Raw genomic sequence first — 21,513 nt, 5'->3', positions numbered from 1 at the left:
AAATCATCATTTCACCATTTTTGATGAGATAGCGCCCACCCCCGAGGTATATTGTCCCAACAAGAGTCACCCCCGTTAGCATAACCCCCCATTTGAGGGATATTTAAGCATCCAACCCTCTCCCTGACAGATATGGGAAATCAGAGAATAGCCAAAATCCATATAAGACCCATCAACATATCACCATATCACCATAAATTTTTGTCAAACCTTCCCAGCCAAAATCTATACTGGGTAAGATGTGTGATCAGCAAACGAAGACCTATAAATCAAGACTAGGTTAGGGACAACCACACCATTAACAACAAACTAATCAGGAGAATTTTTAATGTCCGAACTGATTCAGAACGTAATTGAGAGCGATGAGAAACAGGATCTGCGACAATTTTATAGTGAACTGAGAATCTCCGAGAAGCGATATTTACTCCGCAATGATATTCTACAAGCCTTTGCTGATTATTGCCTAAAATTTCAAAAAGCCGCTCATTTTGTCGATAGTTCTCACCTCAGTAAACTGATTTACTATACCCAAGAAATTATTCTCGAAAATGAAAGTATTTGCTTGATTGTACGTCCCCAGATAGCCACCCAGGAAAGGTTTCGTCTCCGACCTGATCTATCGGTTGATGTGATGAGTGTTCAGGAATTGCTGGATTTACGCGATCACTTCGTAGACCATCACCATCCCCATGATGGCAATGTTTTCGCCATAGACTTTGGCCCCTTTTATGACTATTCTCCCCAACTGCGAGACTCGAAAAATATTGGTAAAGGTGTCCGTTATCTCAACCGCTATTTATCCAGCAAACTCTTTCAAGACTCTAATCAGTGGCTGGAATCTCTGTATCAATTTCTCAGCCTCCATTCTTATAATGGCTTACAATTACTGATTAACGATCGCATCACTAATCAAAACCAACTTTCCTACGCCATTAAAAAAGCCATTTCATTACTTAATAAACGTTCTCCAAAAGAACCTTACGAAAAATTCCGGTTTGAATTGCAAGAAATTGGTTTTGAACCCGGATGGGGAAATACCGCCAGACGAGCTTTGGAAACCCTAGAAATACTTGACGAACTTCTGGACTCTCCCGACCATCAAGTATTAGAAGCATTCCTCGCTCGGATTCCCATGATTTTCCGTATCGTTTTAGTCTCTATTCATGGCTGGTTTGCTCAGGAAGGAGTCTTAGGTCGTCCTGATACGGGGGGTCAAATTGTCTATATTTTAGACCAAGCGCGTAGCTTAGAAATGGAACTCGAGGAAGAATTGAAACTCTCCGGCTTGAGTGTTTTGGGAGTCCAACCCAAAGTGATGATTTTAACTCGTTTAATTCCTCATAGTGATGGGACTCGTTGTGATCAACGATTAGAAAAAGTTTATGGGACTAAAAATGCCTGGATTCTCAGGGTTCCCTTCCGGGAATTTAACCCTAATGTTACCCAAAACTGGATATCTAGGTTTGAGATATGGCCTTACCTAGAAACTTTTGCTATTGATGCGGAAACTGAAATTTTGGCGGAGTTCCAAGGTCGTCCTGACTTGATTGTTGGCAATTATTCTGATGGTAATTTAGTCGCATTTTTGCTGTCTAAACGCCTGAATGTTATTCAGTGTAATGTGGCTCATGCTTTAGAAAAATCTAAATATGTGTTTAGTGATTTGTACTGGCAGGATATGGATGATAAATATCATTTCTCCTTGCAATTTACCGCAGATTTAATTGCTATGAATGCCGCTAATTTCATTATTAGCAGTACCTATCAAGAAATCATTGGCACTACTGATAGTGTGGGTCAATATGAGTCTTATAAGTCTTATACTATGCCCGGTTTATATCATGTGGTCAATGGTATTGAACTATTTAGCCCTAAATTTAATGTGGTTCCCCCTGGTGTAAATGAGACTATTTTCTTCCCCTATACTCGCACGGAAGAACGCATATCCAGCGATCGCCAACGGCTAGAAGAGTTGATTTTTTACCTAGATGACCCTAACCAAGTGTTTGGTAAATTGGCTGACCCAACCAAGCCGCCCCTATTTTCAGTCGCTCGTTTAGACCGAATTAAAAATATCACGGGTTTGGTAGAGTGCTATGGTCAACATCCCGAATTGCAAGAAAAAGCTAACTTGATTTTTATTGCTGGAAAACTCCGGGTAGAAGATTCGAGCGACTATGAAGAAGCCGAAGAAATTAAAAAGATGTATCATCTCATTGAGCACTATAATCTTTATGATAAAGTCCGCTGGCTCGGTGTCCGACTTTCTAAAACTGATACCGGAGAAATGTATCGGGTAATTGCTGACCATCATGGTATCTTTGTCCAACCTGCTCTCTTTGAAGCCTTTGGGTTAACTATTTTAGAAGCCATGATATCCGGTTTACCTACCTTTGCTACTCAATTCGGGGGCCCTCTGGAAATTATCAAAGATAAAATTAATGGCTTTTACATTAACCCCACTAACTATGACGAGACTGCTGCCAAGTTAGATGAGTTTCTGGTTCGATGTCAATATAATATCGGTTTCTGGAATGAAATTTCTCAACGGGGAATGGATCGGGTTTACAGTAGCTATACCTGGAAAATACACACTTCTCGATTGTTGACTCTTACCCGCGTCTATGGGTTCTGGAAATATGTCTCTAAGGAAAAACGCGCCGATATGATGCGCTATTTGGAGGCTTTATTCTATTTGATCTATAAACCCAGGTGCCAGGAGTTATTGCAACAGCATCTACAACGTTAGAAATGGGTCTAGTCCCGGCGAACTTGGTAAGAGATTTCGGCGATTTTGGATCGGTTGGAGGCTGTCGGAAAACCGATCCGGATGTTAGAATACGATCTGGTACGCTTAACTAACAGCTATAACCTCAAACCATAACACGCACACTTAGTCCTATGGGTATCAAAACTGCTATCATTGCTGGCCTGATGGCTTTAGCAATTCCCGGCTTTACAGGTCCCGCGATCGCCACGTCCGGGACTACATCGGCGATCGCTGAGTCCGAAGTTGAACGACTTCTCAACCTAACTCAAGATCGCAGGCGTTTCTCGGATAATCAAAGTCCCTTCTCGGAACCTTTTTATCAACCCCGTGAGGAAATTCGCGAAGAAACTACCTTTGCTGAACCTTTCTATCAACCCCGTGAGGAAATTCGCGAAGAAACTACCTTTGCTGAACCTTTCTATCAACCCCGTGAGGAAATTCGCGAAGAAACTACCTTTGCTGAACCTTTCTATCAACCCCGTGAGGAAATTCGCGAAGAAACTACCTTTGCTGAACCTTTCCATCAACCCCATGAGGAAATTCGCGAAGAAACTACCTTTGCTGAACCTTTCTATCAACCTGAAGAAAATCAGATCCGACCTAGGGAAATGACCTTAGCGCGAGGAACCCAAGGGGTACAGGTAGCCGGTTTACAGCAGCGCCTGGAAGTACATGGCTTTTCTGTGGGTCGTGTAGATAGTCTCTTTGGCCCCCGCACTGAGCGAGCCCTAATTAACTTTCAATTGTCTAAGGGTCTCCGACCTACTGGAGTGGTTGATCGCAGCACTTGGCAGGCTCTCTCAAAAGATCCTCACCAGCAGACTATAGCAGAAACTCTCATTAAACAAGGCGATCGCGGTTCCAAAGTCAAAACTCTGCAAACTCGCCTAGAGTTGACTGGACATGATCCGGGTCCTGTTGATGGTATATTTGGCCCCAAAACTTTGGCTGCTGTCTCTGATTTTCAGTTGGCTATGGGCTTAGAATCTACCGGGGTTGTAGATGACAAAACTTGGAAGGTTTTAGGCGATCGCTCTAACTAGGTGATCAACCTGCCGCTTTTTTTAAAAAAATTATGGCCCGCCCTAGTAAATAGGGGTTGACACGGCGGCGCTAGTGGGCTATGATAGGAGTATATTAAATAATCGGATGTTAGACAAAATATTATTTTCGCAAATATTCCAATTATTTTATAGTGTAGCACGGACTCCCAGAAAAAGATAGGGTTTTCTGAAAAAAAAAGCGCGGGGGCGCGCCCAGAAATTTTTTTTTTGGGCCACGTAGGTTTACTTTTCCGAAATTCCCGGCTGGGGAAAAATGCGATAGCCCCAATTCTCAGGACATTGAGGCACATTAATATAATTATCGAATCGCTCGAATTTCTATGTCCAAATCGAGATTGCACCAGGCGCGATCGGTCGTAAGTGCGGGTAAATTTAGCTTCAATGCCAACGCCAGACAAGCTCTATCGCCCAGAGAAAGTCCCAGGGCGCGAGTTGGTATTCTTAGCTTGGCAATATCCCGCGCCAGCTCTCCATCTATTGGATAAATAATTAACGCTCGCTCAAGTAAACCTTGTTCTGTTAATTGAGTGGTGACCACATCAGGATCTTGACCGCGTTCAGCCAGCTTCGAGAGAGTTTCTGCCCAATTTACGGCGCTGATAGCTGCTTTTTTCAGCAAAGCATCTACAACATCATCTGCACCGGGTTCGTCTTGTAAGTATGCCAGTAAAGCTGAAGCATCCAATAAAGCACGGGGATTTTGACTCACCATTGGTCGTCCGGCTGTGTTTCGGAACGCCGTTCTCGAATCAGTTCGTCGGCGAGACTTACACCGTTTGAAATATCTTTAAAAATTCCCCGGAGTTTTTGGACTTGCTCACGCCAACTGACCAGACGCAGGCTGCCATCTTTTTCAAGGGTTAAAGTGAGCCGATCGCCCCCTTGCAGGTTCAGTTGTTTCCGCACAGCTTCGGGAATCATTAACTCGCCGGTTTCTTCTAGGTTAACGGTGTATTGTTCCTGGGAGGGAGACATAGATCCTTATATATTTGCACTGATGACCCTAGCCCGGATGCAAGGGTATTGATGATCGGACAAGCTGGCATTCTCGCCACCAAAATTGCTGCTTTGCGATCGAGTATATCAAAAAGTAATGAATAAAGGTTGACAAGGCGGCTACAGGGGGCTATCATAGGAGTATGTTACATAATTGGATGCGGCTAAAAATATTATTTTCGCGAATATTCCCATTATATTATAGTGTAGCACGGACTCCCCCAAAAAGATAGGGGTTTCTCAAAAAAAAAGAGCGATCGCACCCCCAGAAAAAATTTTTTTTTGGCCCGGCCGCCCAAGTGAAAAGGGGTTGACAAGGCGGCTGCAGGGGGGTATCATAGGGGTATGTTACATAATCGGATGCGACCAAAAATATTATTTTCGCGAATATTCCCATTATATTATAGTGTAGCACGGACTCCCCCAAAAAGATAGGGGTTTCTCAAAAAAAAAGAGCGATCGCACCCCCAGAAAAAATTTTTTTTTGGCCCGGCCGCCCAAGTGAAAAGGGGTTGACAAGGCGGCTGCAGGGGGGTATCATAGGGGTATGTTACATAATCGGATGCGACCAAAAATATTATTTTTGCAACTATTCCCATTATATTATAGTGTAGCACGGACTCCCCCCAAAAAGATAGGGGTTTCTCAAAAAAAAGAGCGATCGCACCCCCAGAAAAAATTTTTTTTTGGCCCGGCCGCCCAAGTGAAAAGGGGTTGACAAGGCGGCTGCAGGGGGGTATCATAGGGGTATGTTACATAATCGGATGCGACCAAAAATATTATTTTTGCAACTATTCCCATTATATTATAGTGTAGCACGGACTCCCCCCAAAAAGATAGGGGTTTCTCAAAAAAAAGAGCGATCGCACCCCCAGAAAAATTTTTTTTTTGGCCATCTAGGTTCACTTTTCAGAAATTCCAGCCGGGGGAAAATACGATCGCCTCTATGGGAAGCCAACTATAAATCAATAGCAAAGCGTTCACCTGGCTGAGGATTAAGCACGCGAGTTTTGAGGTTATGGCGAGCGATGAGAGAGCGAAAATCTTCTAGGTTTCCGACTACCTTTAAAGCCGCAACTAATAATCCCTCATAGGAGACATCACCAGCGGCGGCGGTTGGTAATATCACCTGTGGCTGTACCATTTTGGTTAACTCTAGGGCAGATTTTGTGCCGCGAATAATCGGACCTATCAAGGGTAAAGCCAAATCCATAATAGGAGTAATTACCACATCAATGGGAGCCAATTCTTTCAAAGTGGGGGAATGGTAGCCGTGGGGTTCATAATAGAGACTGTGGTGAGTAGTAGTATCAGAAATAACATAGCCATTTTCCACCAAAGTCGGACCAATTGGGGAACCGGGAACCGCCCTAATTTCCAGGCTGGAGCCCAGTTTAAAAGTTTCCCGATGATGCAAAGAATGAATCTGAGTATAGCCCAATTCTCGCACCACCTTAGCCGCATTGGGGGAAGCGACGACGGGAATATTTTTATCCAGTATTTTTAAAGTAGGAATATGAGCATGGTCTTCCAATCCCTGAGACAACAGGATAGCATCAATGCGATCGGGAAGGGGGCGAGTTTTCTGTTTTTCCCCTTTAAATAACCAGGGTAAATTACCAAACACCAAAGACCCCACCAACCAAGGGTCAATCAGGATAGACTTACCAGCCATCTCCACTAACCAAGAGTTACTGTCCAACCAAGTTAGATACATAAAGCATAATTGCAGATTACATCAAGATTCTATTGTGACACCAATCAGAGCATTATCGGTGTCGAGTCTTAGGAAGAAGCAGGGGGAGTCTGGGAGAATGACCGAAAACTGTAATACTCCTCTCCCCCCAACGGACACCAGGAAAAACCAGTTAAACCTAGTGGATTAACTCGATCGCCCTTTTAGTCAAAGTCTCAGCAGTCAAGCCATTAAAAGCCATCAACTGACCCGCACTAGAAGTAGTTTCTCCCCGTTTCCAGGCGAAAGTATCGCGGCGGATATTACTACGCAACATAATCGGCTCCAGCATCAAACTAGCGCCGCCTGTCACCCCAATCAAAGCATCCCCACCAAACAAATTCTCGAACAGTTCATCACTGATAAAATCCCCATCAGCTTCCGAACAAGTATCCCAAGCTACATCAGTAGGACGATACAAACGGCGGGGGTTAATCACTGAGACAATGCGAGTACCAATTCCCTCAGTTTCCAGGTAAGCCGCCGCCTCAAAAACGGGGATTAAAGTCATATCTCCAATGACAGCAAAAACCACGGTTTTATCACCTTTTACCTCTTCCAAAATCACCGCCCCATCTCGCAAGCCTTGGCGGGTTTGTTCAAAGGTGGTACGAATCGGTAAAGGAGACTTACTCGCAGTAATAGTAATGCCCTTATTTTTAGTATTGAGTGCCCACTGATAACAGACCTGGATACTATTAGCATCTGGGGGAAACAGAGCGAAAACATTACCGTTGCGTAACATAGCCGCAAAATAAGCCTCAATTTCCGGGCGTTGGTGAGTCCAGCCATTGCGTCCCTGTTCCAGAGCCCCAGCGGTAAATAACGTAATGGTGGAAGGGGTGAGGTGCCGCAACTCAGCCATCGCCTGGGTGACAGTTTGCCAAATTGGTAAACCATTGATAGCAAAAGACTCGTAGGAACACCACAGAGTCCGTGCGCCCATCAAGGCTAAACCTGCAGCCATTCCGGCGCAAGCGTCTTCACTGAGGGGCTCATAAACCTGTCCATTGGGTCCCTGGAAATAGATATCATCAGGGGTAGGGTGAATAATTTTCAGGGCTTGGTTAATGTTGTTAATACCCGAAGCAGCGTTACCATCCGCATTTGTGACCAGAAAATGGGGGTCTTTTTGGCCTACATGACCGACGATCGCCCCCATAGCGGTAGTTGCCACTTTCGGATCACCGCCCACTGTATACTCTTCTAAGGGGAGTGTACCCAAATCGGCGATCGGGTACTCAAACTCAGTTACCACTGTCTTAGAAGCCGGACCACCCCCTGCTCGTTCAATGTTTTTACGCACCAACTCCCAAGCGGCTACTGGTAGCGATCGCTCCTGGAGAGCCTTAATCATATGGGGACTGTCGAGGGTATCTCCGGGATAGAGATTGTGGGATTTCGCACCCCGCGCATGAACACCCGCCCCTTTCAGTTGTTTAATAATAAATACCGTCAATGTACCATTTAGGGCAAATTTAGCCGCTTTGTCTACTGTTTCCATCACCGCCTGGGTGAAAGCCATGCGCCGATCAATGGAAAAAGCCGTACTATCAACATAATCTCCCGGTTGGTTTTGGTCGTCGAAGTCTTTAGCATCGACTAGCAGGACTTCTTTAAAGCCGTTACCTTTCCAATAGGCGATCATTTCCTCATTGGTTTTAGTGGAGACCATGCTGTGGTGTTCCTGGCTGTAGCCATTCCACACTAATATGGGCAGGAAGTTCGTTACATTAGGATAGGCTGTGTTAAAATGCGCCATACTGCTCATCGGATAGGGCTCTCCCATACCACCATCGCCTAGGGTGAAAGGGAAGAGTTTGTCCCTGTGTAACAGAGCCGCAGCCATGGCGAAATGCTGCCCTTGTCCTAGGGGTCCGGCGGGGTTCAGTAGACCCGGAATATAACCGGAAAGATGCCCCAGCAGTCCGTGCATTTCCCGGAAGCGATCGCGCAGTTGTTGCACCGTGTAGATTTCCATGTCTTCTAAGGAGCGATCGAGGAAAACCGCGCTATAGAAGCCAGGCGCATGGTGTCCCACTTCCGTAATAATATTTTTATAACCCAGCATGACTAAAGCTGCATAGGCTTCCGCTTGGCTGGCGAAACCTCCTGGGTGTCCTGATGCCTTACTACCTGTTACCTGTAGAATTAAGTATCGCAGCGCGTCCGCATATAGCAGGGTTTGATACACTGCTACTGGGTCTTTAGGGTCAGAAATAGCCACTGTACCCTCGGCTATGGCTGGCTTTTGGCCGTAAGTTTCTAATCTGGGGAATGTTTCGCTAAAATACTGGATGCCCTGACAAAATTCGGGGGCGGAAACTGGTTTTGATGTGGTTGCGGTCATGCTTTATACCTAATTGCCTTTCCGGTTTTGATTAATATGGTAATTTATTTTACCGGACAATTGGGCGAATTTCTCCCGCCTTAAATAAAGGCGGTGCCTCAGATGAACAAAATTTGCCCTTGACCCGATAGGTTATCCCTCTGACGCACCCTACGATTGTTCCCGCCTCTATGTTTAGCTGTTTATTAGCCTTTCAATATTGTCTGCTGTTTTGATGTATCACATTTCGGTAATTTTGTCAACTATATTTAATCGATTGACTAATCAATAATTGATAATTAATAATTAACAATTGATAATGATTCATTGACCCGGTTTAGCTGGTAGCTGGTAGGGTCTGACCCATTGATAATCATTAATTGATGACAGATACAAATCAACTCACCCACCAATTGAGCAGTAATGGTATGATTATGTCGTCTCCCATCAAACCTTCTATCGAGAGATGACAATTCACCCCACAGCTATAATCGAACCGGGTGCAACATTAGGCGAGAATGTAACAATTGGACCACTGAGCTATATTCAAGCAGGGGTGACAATTGGCGACCACTGCACGATCGCATCCCATGTTACTATTCTATGTGGAACTACCCTAGGCGATCGCACCCAAGTTCATGCTGGGGCAGTATTGGGGGACACACCCCAGGATCTAGCATTCTCGGACGAACCATCCTCAGTCCAAATAGGCAATAATTGTGTAATTCGTGAGGGTGTAACTATCCATCGCGGCACTAAAGCAGGTTCAATGACTCTCGTGGGTAATGATTGCCTATTGATGGCTAACTCCCATGTAGGTCATAATGTCAAAGTGGGCGATCGCGTGATTATTGCCAATGGAGCCCTATTAGCTGGATATGCACAAGTAGGCGATCGGGCTTTTATCAGCGGTAACTGTCTCATTCACCAGTTTACCAGAGTTGGGCGATTAGCCATGATGTCTGGCGGCTGTGCTATCCAAAAAGATGTTCCCCCCTTCTGTATCACCCGCAGCCTTAGCACTAATACCGTCATGGGTTTGAATGTCGTCGGACTGCGACGGTCTGGCTTCAACGAAGGACAGCGCCGAGAACTTCAGCAAGCCTTTAAAATCCTATATAGGTCAAATCTCAATATTTCTCAAGCCCTCGAAAAACTAGAATCTGAGCTAAACTCAGAATTAGTCCGGGAGTTGTGCGAATTTATCCGCACCTCCGAGAGAGGATTATGCAAATTCATTAAATAAAATCCCGTAATTGCGATAAAATAAGAACTGGAGATTCTCCAGTTTCTAACACTTTGGACAGTAGGGCTATGCAATCAGCAGTCAATCCCCATACCGAAAAGACAATGGACGAACCCAAACCCGGTTTACCTGTGACAATTATTACCGGTTTTCTCGGTAGCGGTAAAACTACCCTTCTTAACTACATACTCTCCAACCAACAAGGCTTAAAAACAGCCGTTTTGGTGAATGAGTTTGGCGAAGTCGGCATTGATAACGAGTTAATTGTGGCTACCGACGCAGATAATACTATGGTAGAACTCAGCAATGGCTGTGTTTGTTGTACCATTAATGAAGATTTAGTTAACGCCGTCTACAAAGTCCTAGAACGCCCGGAAAAAGTCGATTATATGGTGGTTGAAACTACAGGTTTGGCTGACCCGCTACCCGTGGCTTTGACATTTCTGGGGACGGAATTAAGAGACATGACTCGCCTCGATTCTATTGTCACTATGGTAGACTGTGAAAACTTTAGTTTGGATTTGTTTAATAGTCAAGCCGCCGAGAGTCAAATCGCCTATGGGGATATTATTATCCTCAATAAAACTGATTTGGTAGATGAGGCTGATGTGGATCTGCTGGAAGTTCGCCTCCGAGACATGAAAAAAGATGCTCGCATTCTCAGGACTAAACGTTCTCAAGTTCCCCTTCCTTTGATTCTCAGTGTCGGTTTATTTGAGTCTGATAAGTATTTTGACCACACAGAAGAATCAGACCATCACCACCATGACCATGAACACGAACATCACCACCATGACCATGACCATGACCATGACCACGACCATGACCATGGACATCATTCTAACCACTTAGAAAATGATGGTTTTACTTCGATTTCCTTTGAAAGCGATCGCCCCCTATCCCTGCGGAAATTTCAATACTTTTTAGACAATCAATTAACAGCTAATATATTTCGCGCCAAAGGAATTCTCTGGTTTGATGAAAGTCCGAAACGTCATATTTTTCACCTCAGCGGTAAGCGATTTTCCATTGATGATGATGAGTGGAAAGGTTCCCCCAAAACCCAACTGGTGTTAATTGGTCAAAACCTAGATAAAGCCACCCTAAAAACTCAGATTGAAAATTGTTTCTGTAAACCTTCCCCAACTCGCGGTCAAGGGTTTTCTAGGTAATTAGATAGTAGTGGCAACCTTCTATGGTTGCCCACCTTCCCAGTCACATCAAGCAATCACTAACTGTACAATATCCCATGCGAGTTGTTATCCAAAGAGTCAAATCTTCACAGGTCACAGTTAATGGTCAAATTGTTGGTAAAATTAATCAAGGACTCAATCTGCTAGTCGGTATTTCAGCCACAGATACAGAAGCTGAAGTTGACTGGATGGCTCGAAAATGTCTCGATTTGCGATTATTTCCCGACCCGGATAATCATAGCGGACGCTGGGATAAGTCAGTGCAAGATATTGGGGGAGAATTATTAGTGGTGAGTCAGTTTACCCTGTACGGAGATTGTCGCAAGGGTCGCCGTCCATCCTTTGACCGTTCAGCGCCTCCAGAAGCCGCCGAAAAGTTATATCAGTTATTTATTGAAAAACTACGAATAAGTGGTTTAAAAGTCGCTACAGGTGAGTTTGGAGCTATGATGAATGTGTCTATTGAAAATGATGGTCCAGTCACCTTGTTATTAGAACGGGAAGCTGAGGGACATTAAACAACACATAACTAGACCATTGTCTGATGTCTATTTCAAGTTTAACATAAGATTCTCTGTTTGAGCAAGTCCTCAGCCATCATGCTTTCCACTGGCTTAGAAAAATAGTAACCTTGTCCTTGGTCACAGCCTAAACTGCGAAGTTTAGCGAGTTGTTCGGCGGTTTCTATACCTTCTGCAACCACGTTAATTTTCAATTGATGAGCCAGGGTAATAATGGCATCAACAATTTGTAGGTTTTCGTTAGGTGTGCCGATACAAGTAATAAATGAACGGTCAATTTTTAAAGTGTTAACGGGAAACCTATGTAAATAACTTAGGGAGGAATAACCGGTGCCAAAGTCATCTAAACTTAAATGGATATTACGATGAGTAAGCTGTTGTAAGAGTTGTCGAGCAGCTTCGGGATTTTCTACAATTGCCGTTTCGGTTATTTCTAGCTTCAAGTAAGAACTTTGAAAGTTATTTTTAACCAAAATCCGGTCAATTTCTTCAATTAAATAAGGCTGGGTAAACTGTTTAACTGACAAGTTAACACTCATGCGAAATTGAGGAGTAATTAATCCTTTTTTTTGCCACAGGTTTAACTGTTTAACTGCCTGGTCTAAGACCCATAAACCAATGGGAATAATTAAGCCAGTATCCTCAGCTATGGGAATAAATTCTGCGGGTGAAATGATGCCATGCTCTGGATGATGCCAACGCAAAAGAGCCTCAAAACCCATAACAGAGCCATCTTGGAGTTCAATAATTGGCTGATAGTTGAGCAAAAAGTGATTATTTTCTATTGCTAGTCGCAGGTCATTTTCTAGCTGGAATCTTCGATGAGCATCATTGTGCATTGTGCCATCAAAAAACCGATAGCAGCCGCGACCTTGACTTTTGGCTTTATACATAGCAATATCAGCATCTCGCAAGACTTGTTCGGGTTCGGTGTATTCGGATGTACCGATAACAATACCAATACTAGCCTCTAAAAACAAATCTTGCTCATCTAGTTGAAACGGCCAAGTTAAAGCCTTTTGTAGACGTTCAGCGATAACAGTAACAGCTTGGGTACTATGAATATTTTCGAGTAAAATGGTAAATTCATCACCTCCAAATCTAGCTAAATTAGTGGGAGACATTTTTAAGGTTAATTGCAGTCTTCTGGCTAAGGAAATTAATAGGCGATCGCCTGTTAAATGTCCAAGGGAATCATTAACCACTTTAAAGCGATCGCAATCCAAAAATAAAACCGCAAAGCGATAATCTGGATTTTGTTTAGTTTCAGATATTGCTTGCATCAATTTATCCATAAAAAACACACGATTAGGTAAACCAGTTAAGGCATCATGGGAAGCCATATGTAGCAGTTTACTTTGTGTTTGTTGGTGATGAAGAATCTCCCTCTCTAAAAGACTATTCATTTTCTTTAATTCTTGATTAGCGGACTCGAGTTCTTCAGTCCGTTGTAGAACCCGCTGTTCCAGTTCCGCATTAAGCTGCTGAATTTGCTTATGAGCCTGTTTGAGAGCAATTTGATTTTCAATCCTAGCAATAACTTCCTCAATCTGAAAGGGTTTAGTAATATAATCTACCCCGCCAACTTCAAAAGCCTTAACTTTATCAAAAACCTCATTCAAAGCACTAATAAAAATAACCGGAATTCCCTGTGTAGTTGGTTCAGCTTGCAGTTGTTGACAAACATCATAGCCACTCATCCCAGGCATATTAATATCCAGCAAAATCAAATCGGGAGGATTGGCTTTTGCTCCCATTAATGCCATTTCTCCGCTAATAGCACGCCGAACTTTATGACCGCGTTCTTCTAACAAATTGGTCAAAAGATTAAGGGTTTCCAGAAAGTCATCAACTACTAATATATGACCAGGAATAATACTCACCTCATCAGATTTCATAACTTCAATGCCGATTGAGTTAAACTAAGAATCATATCAAACCGCACCCTTTCAACCAAATCAATTAAACTTTCCCTCAGTGCCACTTGGTCTTCAGAAATATCTTCAAGAAGTTGTAGAACTAGCTTATCATCTAATTCAGTGGCTGCTTGGTGAAGTTGCAGAATCCAGTCTTTTGGCATCACTATCAAACAATTCGCCTCTAGGGGTTGATGTTGAACCAGTAATGAAGGCTGAGAATTTATCTGTTGTTCATAAATATAGCGAACACCTAGATGTTTAGCCATTTTCTCAAACAAAATCTGTTCTTCAAAAGGTTTGCGGACAAAATCATCGCATCCAGCGGAGAGGACAACGGCACGTTCTTCCTCAAAGGCGCTGGCGGTAAGAGCAATAATCACGGTGGCTTGACCTTTTAAATAGGATTTAATTTGTGTAGTGGCTTCGTAGCCGTCCATAACTGGCATTCGCATATCCATCCAAATTAGATGAGGTTCCCATTGATTCCAAATGGCGATCGCCTCTTGGCCGTTTTCAGCTTCCTGTACCTCAAATCCTAAAGGACTGAGGAATTTAACCAAAAGCTGTCGGTTACTTTCGCGGTCATCGACAACCAAAATCCGATATTTCGGTTGATTTGGAGCGAGGGAAACAATCCTTTGATGCTGGAGTTGACTACTTGCTATCTCTTCTGGGTATCCTAGACTGACCCTGATCTTAAATTTAAACACACTACCGACCCCTAGGGTACTAGATACGGAAATATCACCCCCCATTAACTGAACAAATTGTTGACTAATGGGTAAACCTAAGCCAGTTCCTTGCTGATATTTACGGCCAGTTTCTGTCTGTAGAAATGGCTCAAAAAGTTGGTCTATATCTGCGGGTGCAATACCTGGTCCGGTGTCTTCTACTGTGAACTGTAAAACCATCGGCGGCGGCTGTGGGTTGTCAATTTGATTAGGTGGGTCAATAACTTGGCTGTGGAGAGTGACAGAGCCATTTTCGGTAAACTTAACGGCATTTCCGATTAAGTTAATTAGCACTTGTCGTAGTTTCTGTTCATCACTGTTAATATAACGAGGGAGATTCGGCGATCGCACAAAAATTAATTTTAATCCTTCCGATGCGGCTCTGATAGAGAACATCTCCTCTAGGGAGTCTAGTAAACTCCACAGGTCAAAGTTGTTGATATTAAGGGAGATTTTACCCGCCTCAATTTTGGACATATCCAAGACATCATTAATGAGTTGTAGTAAATGTTCACCGCTGCGTTGAATGATATAAAGATGGTCTCTAAAATTATTCAGATTATGATTATTTTCTAAGCTAATTTGGCGGATCATCAGTTGAGTAAAACCAAGAATTGCATTTAAGGGGGTACGGAGTTCGTGGCTCATGTGAGCTAAAAATTGGCTCTTAGCTTGATTGGCAACTTCGGCGTTTTCCTTGGCTTGTCGGAGTTCTGCTGTCCGTTGTTCGACACGGATTTCTAGGGTTTCAAATAATTCTTGTAGCTGGGAACTCATCTGGTTAAAAGTTTGGGATAATTGCTCGGTTTCTTTGATTTTTTTAATATCGACTCGATGGGTGAATTCTCCGTTAGCGATCGCTTCACTAGCTTTAATCAATTGTAAAATCGGTTCTGCGATCCAACGGGAAGTGTAAACACCAAGGAAAATTGCCACAATTAAGGCTAATAAACATAACAACAAAGTGGAACGAGCGTTACTGTGAATCCTCTCCATAAAATGGGACTCGGGAATAACCACTACAATCAACAAATCTAAACCCATATTGTCCTGATAGGGTAAAACCTGCAAAAAGTGGCGTTCTTGATTGATTATTAATCTACTATTTAAGCGTTGATTGATATTAAATAAACTGCCAAAATTATCTATCAAAAATCTATATACTTGTGGCATTAAATCATCTTGGCTATGATTAATATATATGCGGGATGCTTGTTGATTTTCAATCTTAAATGGCTGTGATATCGTAGAACTAGCTACCAGCAATCCAGACCTTTCGACAATGATAATTTTACTATAATTGCAAACCTCTAAAGATTGCAGAAAATCACTAATTTTATCCAAGAAAAAGTTGCTACCAAATACCCCAATTATTTCTCCTTGAGGATTCCGCACTGCGACACTAGCAGCTAAAGCCATTCTCGGGTAGGCATGATAGGAAAAAATATCCCCCCATACGCCATCTTGAGAGGCGATCGCCGCCTGATACCAAGTCCGAGTTGTCACCACAAAATCGGGTGTTTCATTGACCATTATCACCGAATTTCCTGATTCATCCAGGCTCCAAAATTGAATGTTGCCATTAGTGTTTTTTCCCGACACCATTAAGTGAGGTTGTTGACCTTCAATGCGTGCCAACCCGATCAATTCACCAGTTTGACTGCCCCAAAAAATAGAGTCAATTAAATCAAAATTATCTAATTGGCTCCTAAATAATTTTTGCATTTGTTGACTATATTGCCCATCCCAATTATTGGACAATAGATGATCGTGATTAAGTTGATTAATCAAATTCGGAGTCATCAAGAACTGATCAAGTTTATCCTCAATGCGATTAGTAATTTCGTCCTGAAGCTGATTAACGGCTTCATTAACAGCTTGCTCGCCATTACTCCAGGACAGCCAGCCAGTTAAGCCAACAGCGACAAAAATCTGAGTGACAAAAGGAACAATCAGAAAAAACTGTAGTGGCAAATGGTCAAAAAAGTTACGGAACACTTGACAATGGTTCTCCCCAAATACCAATACTCACGACCAAGCAGGTTAACTGCTGCTGTTATGGTCAGGCATCAAGTCAACTTAAAACTAGGAATAAATACTAAGGATACTTGACTACTACTATTGTATCAAAAGTCAGCCGAAATGGTTTAAATTCAACCACTCATCTTGTATAATGTCTTGTATGTAACTGAACCAGAAAAATGTGGATTGTTGTTTTAATGAATGTCGCCATTGCTATGGGCTGTTTTTATTTAGCCCGACGGACTTGGAGACTTCATTATAAACTAGAACGCCTAGAACGCCGGATACTTTTGCTAGACCGACGGGTAAATACGGTTCTGCAACAGACCACCCATGTTTTTGAAAAGCAACAGGTCCTCAGTTCTAATCTGAAAGGGCGATATTTGCGTCTGGAGATCCAAATCCAACAGCTTCAGAAAATATTAACCCTGTTAAATTTGGGCCTAGGCCTGTGGCGGTGGCAACGACGCAGGAGATAGAATCAAATAGGGGACTGGCTCGGTAGTATGTCACTTTTCAAGGTTGAACAAATTGCCTAAGATGAATTTACAGATATTGCTCAAAAAATATGTCAAAAAACCGTTCTGGATTATTTGTTAGTGGTCTAGTGATTGGGTCGGCCCTTGGTACAGTAGTGGGTCTACTGATTGCGCCGCGCTCTGGTCGCGAGACTCGAAAACTATTAAAAAAATCAGCGGCGACTCTCCCGGAGTTAGCGGAAGATGTATCAACCACAGTCCAAAATCAAGCTGAACGAGTGTCAGCATCAGCTTGGCGGAGTTGGGATGATACCCTAGTGCGACTTAAAGAAGCGATCGCCGCCGGACTAGAAGCGAGTCAGATCGAACGTCAGACTCTATCGGAACTTGAGAGTCGGAATTTGGCTGAACCCCAGGAGACGAAAAGCGATCGCCGTTAAAAAGCCCAAAATATCGTCTAAAGATACAAGGGTCGATCAACATTGGCGATCGCCAATTTCGATATCATAGTCTTGTCCCTTCTCGCCGAATTTTACCATTGTTGTGCTTGATCCTATTTTTTGGGTAGGACTGTCCCTATTATTGGTTGCAGTCAGCCTCACCGCCTTATTAATTGCAGCACTCCCCGCCATACTCGCCTTGGGGAGAGCAGCACGCAGCGTCGAAAAATTAGCTGATACCCTGTCGAGGGAATTTCCTCCCACCCTAGAGGCCATTCGCCTAACCGGGATGGAAATTAGCGATCTGACTGATGATGTAGCCGAAGGAGTCCAAAGTGCCAACCAAGTAGTTAAACAAGTTGATCGCAGTATTAGCAGTGCTAAACAACAAGCCAAACAACTAAAAATCGGCACAGGGAGTCTTGTCGCAGGTATCCGTGTCGGTTGGGGAACCTTCACGGGTAAAGGTCGCCCTTCCCACAAACCCAGTTTACCCCCAGAACGCTCGTCCCAGAGACTACCATCTGATCGCGATCGACTTCAGTTAGGGGGAAACTCACCCTCCTATGAAGATTATAATTCCGAAACTCGACAGCCATACGATTGAAAAAAAGCAATGGTAAACGGGTAATTAATTGACAATTAATAATTATTTCCTGTCCACTGCCAACCATTCCCAGCCATGAAAAAAGGGAACTTTAAAAAAAGCCCCCTATCAGTGTCCAGTCAAATATCGAGTAGACCACCCAATTTAATAGTTAGTCTAGTTATCCGTTTTTCCCAGTTAGGTAAAGGTATTTTCGGATTCTATAAGTTATATAATAACCTATAGAAGCATAAAAAACAAGCATCTTGTGTGAACTTTATGCAAAAATTTGTAAAGTTTAAGCCAAGCTCTTACATTCGATCTAATACCGAAATCCCCAATAGAGATAGACCCAGCCTCAAAGTTTCAGCCGTTAAGTGACACAAAGCTAAACGAGAAGAGCGATCGCATTCATCGGCCTTCAAAACTGGACAGCGGTCATAAAACTGATTAAACTTCTGGCTCAATTCAAACAGATACTGACACAATCGATTCGGCAACAACTCTTGGGCCACCGCATCGATAACCTCATGTAATTGTAGTAAATGTTTAGCCAAAGTCAACTCAGAAGGGTCTTGTAAATGAATACTCGCCCTATCCCCCACCTGTTCAAAATCAATACTCCCCTTACGGCTAATCCCCTGAATCCGCACATAGGCATATAACATATAGGGGGCCGTGTTACCCTGTAGGGAGAGCATCTTATCAAAACTAAAGATATAATCACTGGTGCGATTTTGACTCAAATCAGCATATTTAACCGCATCAATACCAACCACCTCCGCCACATGATGCACAAATTCTGGAGACTCTGCGCGTCCTTCCTGCTGTAGGCGAGTTTCCAAATCCTCCTGAGCCCGTTTAACCGCTTCGTCCAAAAGATCCCGCAGCCTAACAGTTTCCCCAGACCGAGTTTTTAGCTTTTTCCCATCCTCTCCCTTAACCAGACCAAAGGGAACATGGACCACATCCACCCCATCGGGTATCCACCCCACCCGACGGGCCACCTGCCACACCTGGGCGAAATGATTAGCCTGACCCGCATCAGTGACATAAATTAGACGAGTAGCACCTTCAGTGTTAATCCGATGACGCACCGCCGCCAAATCCGTAGTAGCGTAGTTATAGCCGCCATTAGACTTCTGCACGATTAATGGTAGGGGGTCTCCTTCCTTATTGGTAAATCCTTCTAAAAATACGCATTTTGCGCCTTGGTCTTCCACCAATAACCCAGATGCTTCCAAATCCGCCACCACTTCCGCCAACATGGGATTATAAAATGATTCACCCCTTTCTGTGAGTTTAATATCAAGGCGATCATAAATTTGTTGAAACTCCCGACGAGACTGCTCACAAAGCAATTCCCACGCGCGGCGACTATCCTCGGCTCCTGATTGTAAACGGACTACCTGCTCGCGAGAGGCTTCTTTAAACTCTTCATCCTCATCAAAGCGCTTTTTGGCTTGACGGTAAAACTCGACTAAATCGCCAATATCTAAAACATCAGCAGTAGTTAAGGCTGAGGGGTATTTTTCCTGTAGGTAACTAATCAACATCCCGAATTGTGTCCCCCAGTCGCCAACGTGATTGAGTCGTAGCACCTGATGACCTTCAAATTCCAAAATCCGAGCGATACAGTCCCCGATAATGGTCGATCGCAAATGACCAACGTGCATTTCTTTGGCAATATTGGGGCTAGAAAAGTCTACAATCACCTTTTGTGGGTCTCGATTGGGGGCGATTCCCAGCCGAGGGTCAGTTAATTTAGCATTAAGTTGGGTTTCCAGGTACTCTGATTTGAGGCGCAAATTGATAAACCCAGGTCCGGCAATTTCTGGAGGGGAGCAGATATCATCAATTTGAAGATGCTCTATAATGGTTCCCGCTATCTGGCGAGGGTTACTTTTGAGCTTTTTGGTGAGGGACATGGCGACGTTGCACTGATAATCCCCGAATTTGGGGTTACTGCTGTTAACTATTAATGGATCAGTCCCACTGACGGTTTCCCCAAAGGCATCAGTTAGGGCTGTTTCAAATCGCGATCGCATCTGTTGAATTAGAGAAGACATAATTTTGGGCTGCCGATTACGCAGTGCTTGAATTACAGAAAAGATGATATTTTTCACCGATTATATACAAATCGGCCCTTTGACCATCCCCAAGGGTGATCAACATCCATACTGGCTGATTTTATCGCATTAGGTCAACTATTCGCGGTTAAGTTATGTGGATTTATGGACTATTAAATCTGTCTTTTTTCACAGAACATAATCTACATTTACCCAAATATACACAAGCCATATAAAATAGAACATTGACCTAAATTAAACCGCGCTCTCTTGGGGCTCACTATTTACTTGATCGACAACAGGCAGTCAAAATGTTAGAAGCACTTATTTGGATAGGGATTTTTGCAGTTAGTCTCGCGGTTCTGATCTATGCTTCCGATTCCTTTACAGAATCAGCTAGTAAACTGGGGCTATTTTTCGGATTGAGTCCCTTTATTGTGGGCGTGACCATTGTGGCGATCGGTACCTCTCTTCCCGAACTGGTTTCTTCTCTGGTAGCCGTTTATCGAGATACCTCAGAAATTGTAGCTAGTAATGTTATTGGTTCTAATATTACTAACATTTTTCTGATTGTTGGGGTCGCCGCCGTTATCAGTAGTCCGATGAAGATTAATTATGACCTGATTTCTGTGGATTTACCTATGTTGGTGGGCTCCGCTATTCTGCTCTATTTTACCATTAGTGATGATGTTTTTTCTACCGGAGAAGCTCTGTTATGTCTCATCGGATTTTTGATTTATCTGGTTTATATTATCCGAGAAGGTCAACAGAATAATAACCCTGAAGTTGACGATGAGGTTAACTCGACTCGATTTGTTATTGTGAATGTGGCGATTGTGGTTTTGGGAGCTGTTTTTATCTTTGTCGGCGCTAACTATACCATTGAATCAATTATTAAACTCTCGGAAATCTTCAATCTGGGAACTGAGATTATTGCAGTTACTGTCGTGGCGTTGGGGACATCTTTACCCGAATTAGTGGTCACCATTTCTGCCGCTAGAAAAGGCGATGCAGAAGTGGCGATCGGAAATGTGGTCGGCTCCAATATTTTTAACTCCTTAATCGTTATGGGAGTGCCGGGACTGATTAAACCTTTAGATATCCCTGATGATATCTTAATTAATGCTCTTCCGGTCATGCTGGCGGCGACTTTACTGTTTTTCTTTGTCACCCAAGATAAACAGGTAACACAATGGGAAGGATTGCTATTTTTTGTGCTTTACGGTTGGTTTGTTGGTCACATTTTTGGCTGGTTATAAACTGTCCCCAGCAGACTAACTCCCCAAACCAATAGCCGGTCATCAGTAGGGGCGAGATTTTTCGCTCTTACTGATGATTAACAAAGGTCAAGGGAGTCTGAAGTTGATTTGGCTACGTCAGCATCATCAGAGCTGGCTTTTTTTTGTCAGTTTA

General features: G+C 43.3%; 16 protein-coding genes. 9 read left to right on the top strand and 7 right to left on the bottom strand.

Annotated features, from left to right (window positions below):
• Positions 1-328: 328 nt before the first annotated feature.
• Complete coding sequence (locus N39L_RS28145) at positions 329-2,749, top strand: sucrose synthase (protein WP_006620050.1); 2,421 nt, start codon at positions 329-331, stop codon at positions 2,747-2,749.
• Between the two features lie 152 nt (positions 2,750-2,901).
• Complete coding sequence (locus N39L_RS28140) at positions 2,902-3,813, top strand: peptidoglycan-binding domain-containing protein (RefSeq protein WP_014277020.1); 912 nt, start codon at positions 2,902-2,904, stop codon at positions 3,811-3,813.
• A gap of 319 nt (positions 3,814-4,132) precedes the next feature.
• Here the strand turns inward: N39L_RS28140 and N39L_RS28135 are convergent, their stop codons facing one another.
• From N39L_RS28135 to N39L_RS28120, 4 genes are all read right to left on the bottom strand, one after another.
• Entirely contained in the window at positions 4,133-4,546 is a 414-nt protein-coding gene (locus N39L_RS28135) for a type II toxin-antitoxin system VapC family toxin (RefSeq protein ID WP_006620048.1), read from the bottom strand.
• On the bottom strand, positions 4,540-4,809 hold the full coding sequence (locus N39L_RS28130) for an AbrB/MazE/SpoVT family DNA-binding domain-containing protein (RefSeq protein ID WP_006620047.1): 270 nt from the start codon (positions 4,807-4,809) through the stop codon (positions 4,540-4,542). Before N39L_RS28130 ends, N39L_RS28135 begins: the two co-directional genes overlap by 7 nt.
• A gap of 979 nt (positions 4,810-5,788) precedes the next feature.
• Positions 5,789-6,547: an MBL fold metallo-hydrolase gene (locus N39L_RS28125; RefSeq protein WP_006620045.1), complete on the bottom strand. Its 759-nt coding sequence runs from the start codon at positions 6,545-6,547 to the stop codon at positions 5,789-5,791.
• A gap of 157 nt (positions 6,548-6,704) precedes the next feature.
• Positions 6,705-8,915: a phosphoketolase family protein gene (locus N39L_RS28120; protein ID WP_006620044.1), complete on the bottom strand. Its 2,211-nt coding sequence runs from the start codon at positions 8,913-8,915 to the stop codon at positions 6,705-6,707.
• A 445-nt stretch (positions 8,916-9,360) separates the two neighbouring features.
• On the opposite strand from N39L_RS28120, the gene lpxA reads away from it, so the two are divergent.
• From lpxA to dtd, 3 genes are all read left to right on the top strand, one after another.
• Positions 9,361-10,140 (top strand): acyl-ACP--UDP-N-acetylglucosamine O-acyltransferase, encoded by a 780-nt coding sequence (gene lpxA / locus N39L_RS28115; protein WP_006620043.1) that lies wholly within the window; start codon positions 9,361-9,363, stop codon positions 10,138-10,140.
• Between the two features lie 68 nt (positions 10,141-10,208).
• The gene (locus N39L_RS28110; RefSeq protein ID WP_006620042.1) at positions 10,209-11,312 is read left to right on the top strand and encodes a CobW family GTP-binding protein; all 1,104 of its coding nucleotides are present in this window, start codon (positions 10,209-10,211) and stop codon (positions 11,310-11,312) included.
• Positions 11,313-11,389: 77 nt separating this feature from the next.
• A complete protein-coding gene (dtd, locus tag N39L_RS28105) occupies positions 11,390-11,851 on the top strand; it encodes a D-aminoacyl-tRNA deacylase (RefSeq protein ID WP_014277018.1) in 462 nt (153 codons plus the stop codon).
• A 41-nt stretch (positions 11,852-11,892) separates the two neighbouring features.
• On the opposite strand, the gene N39L_RS28100 is transcribed toward dtd, so the two are convergent.
• Both N39L_RS28100 and N39L_RS28095 read right to left on the bottom strand, forming a co-directional pair.
• A complete protein-coding gene (locus tag N39L_RS28100) occupies positions 11,893-13,752 on the bottom strand; it encodes an EAL domain-containing response regulator (protein WP_014277017.1) in 1,860 nt (619 codons plus the stop codon).
• Positions 13,749-16,502, bottom strand: coding sequence for a hybrid sensor histidine kinase/response regulator (locus tag N39L_RS28095; RefSeq protein ID WP_014277016.1), 2,754 nt, complete (start codon positions 16,500-16,502; stop codon positions 13,749-13,751). The genes N39L_RS28100 and N39L_RS28095 overlap by 4 nt, the downstream gene beginning before the upstream one ends.
• 203 nt (positions 16,503-16,705) lie before the next feature.
• Here N39L_RS28095 and N39L_RS28090 point away from each other — a divergent pair, with 203 nt between their 5' ends.
• The 3 genes from N39L_RS28090 (at position 16,706) to N39L_RS28080 (ending at position 18,052) form a co-directional block, all read left to right on the top strand.
• A complete protein-coding gene (locus N39L_RS28090; RefSeq protein ID WP_006620038.1) occupies positions 16,706-17,005 on the top strand; it encodes a hypothetical protein in 300 nt (99 codons plus the stop codon).
• Positions 17,006-17,094: 89 nt separating this feature from the next.
• A complete protein-coding gene (locus N39L_RS28085) occupies positions 17,095-17,445 on the top strand; it encodes a YtxH domain-containing protein (protein ID WP_006620037.1) in 351 nt (116 codons plus the stop codon).
• 103 nt (positions 17,446-17,548) lie between these two features.
• The gene (locus tag N39L_RS28080; RefSeq protein ID WP_006620036.1) at positions 17,549-18,052 is read left to right on the top strand and encodes a hypothetical protein; all 504 of its coding nucleotides are present in this window, start codon (positions 17,549-17,551) and stop codon (positions 18,050-18,052) included.
• Positions 18,053-18,342: 290 nt separating this feature from the next.
• Here the strand turns inward: N39L_RS28080 and argS are convergent, their stop codons facing one another.
• The gene (gene argS, locus N39L_RS28075; protein ID WP_014277013.1) at positions 18,343-20,100 is read right to left on the bottom strand and encodes an arginine--tRNA ligase; all 1,758 of its coding nucleotides are present in this window, start codon (positions 20,098-20,100) and stop codon (positions 18,343-18,345) included.
• Positions 20,101-20,411: 311 nt separating this feature from the next.
• Here argS and N39L_RS28070 point away from each other — a divergent pair, with 311 nt between their 5' ends.
• Positions 20,412-21,359, top strand: a complete 948-nt coding sequence (locus N39L_RS28070) for a calcium/sodium antiporter (protein ID WP_006620034.1) — start codon at positions 20,412-20,414, stop codon at positions 21,357-21,359.
• The last annotated feature ends 154 nt before the right edge of the window (positions 21,360-21,513 follow it).

The organism is Limnospira platensis NIES-39, from assembly GCF_026000695.1.
GTDB classification, from domain to species: Bacteria; Cyanobacteriota; Cyanobacteriia; order Cyanobacteriales; family Microcoleaceae; genus Limnospira; species Limnospira platensis.
Note: the sequence above shows the minus strand (reverse complement) of the source record. Positions and strands in the feature narration are given on the sequence as shown.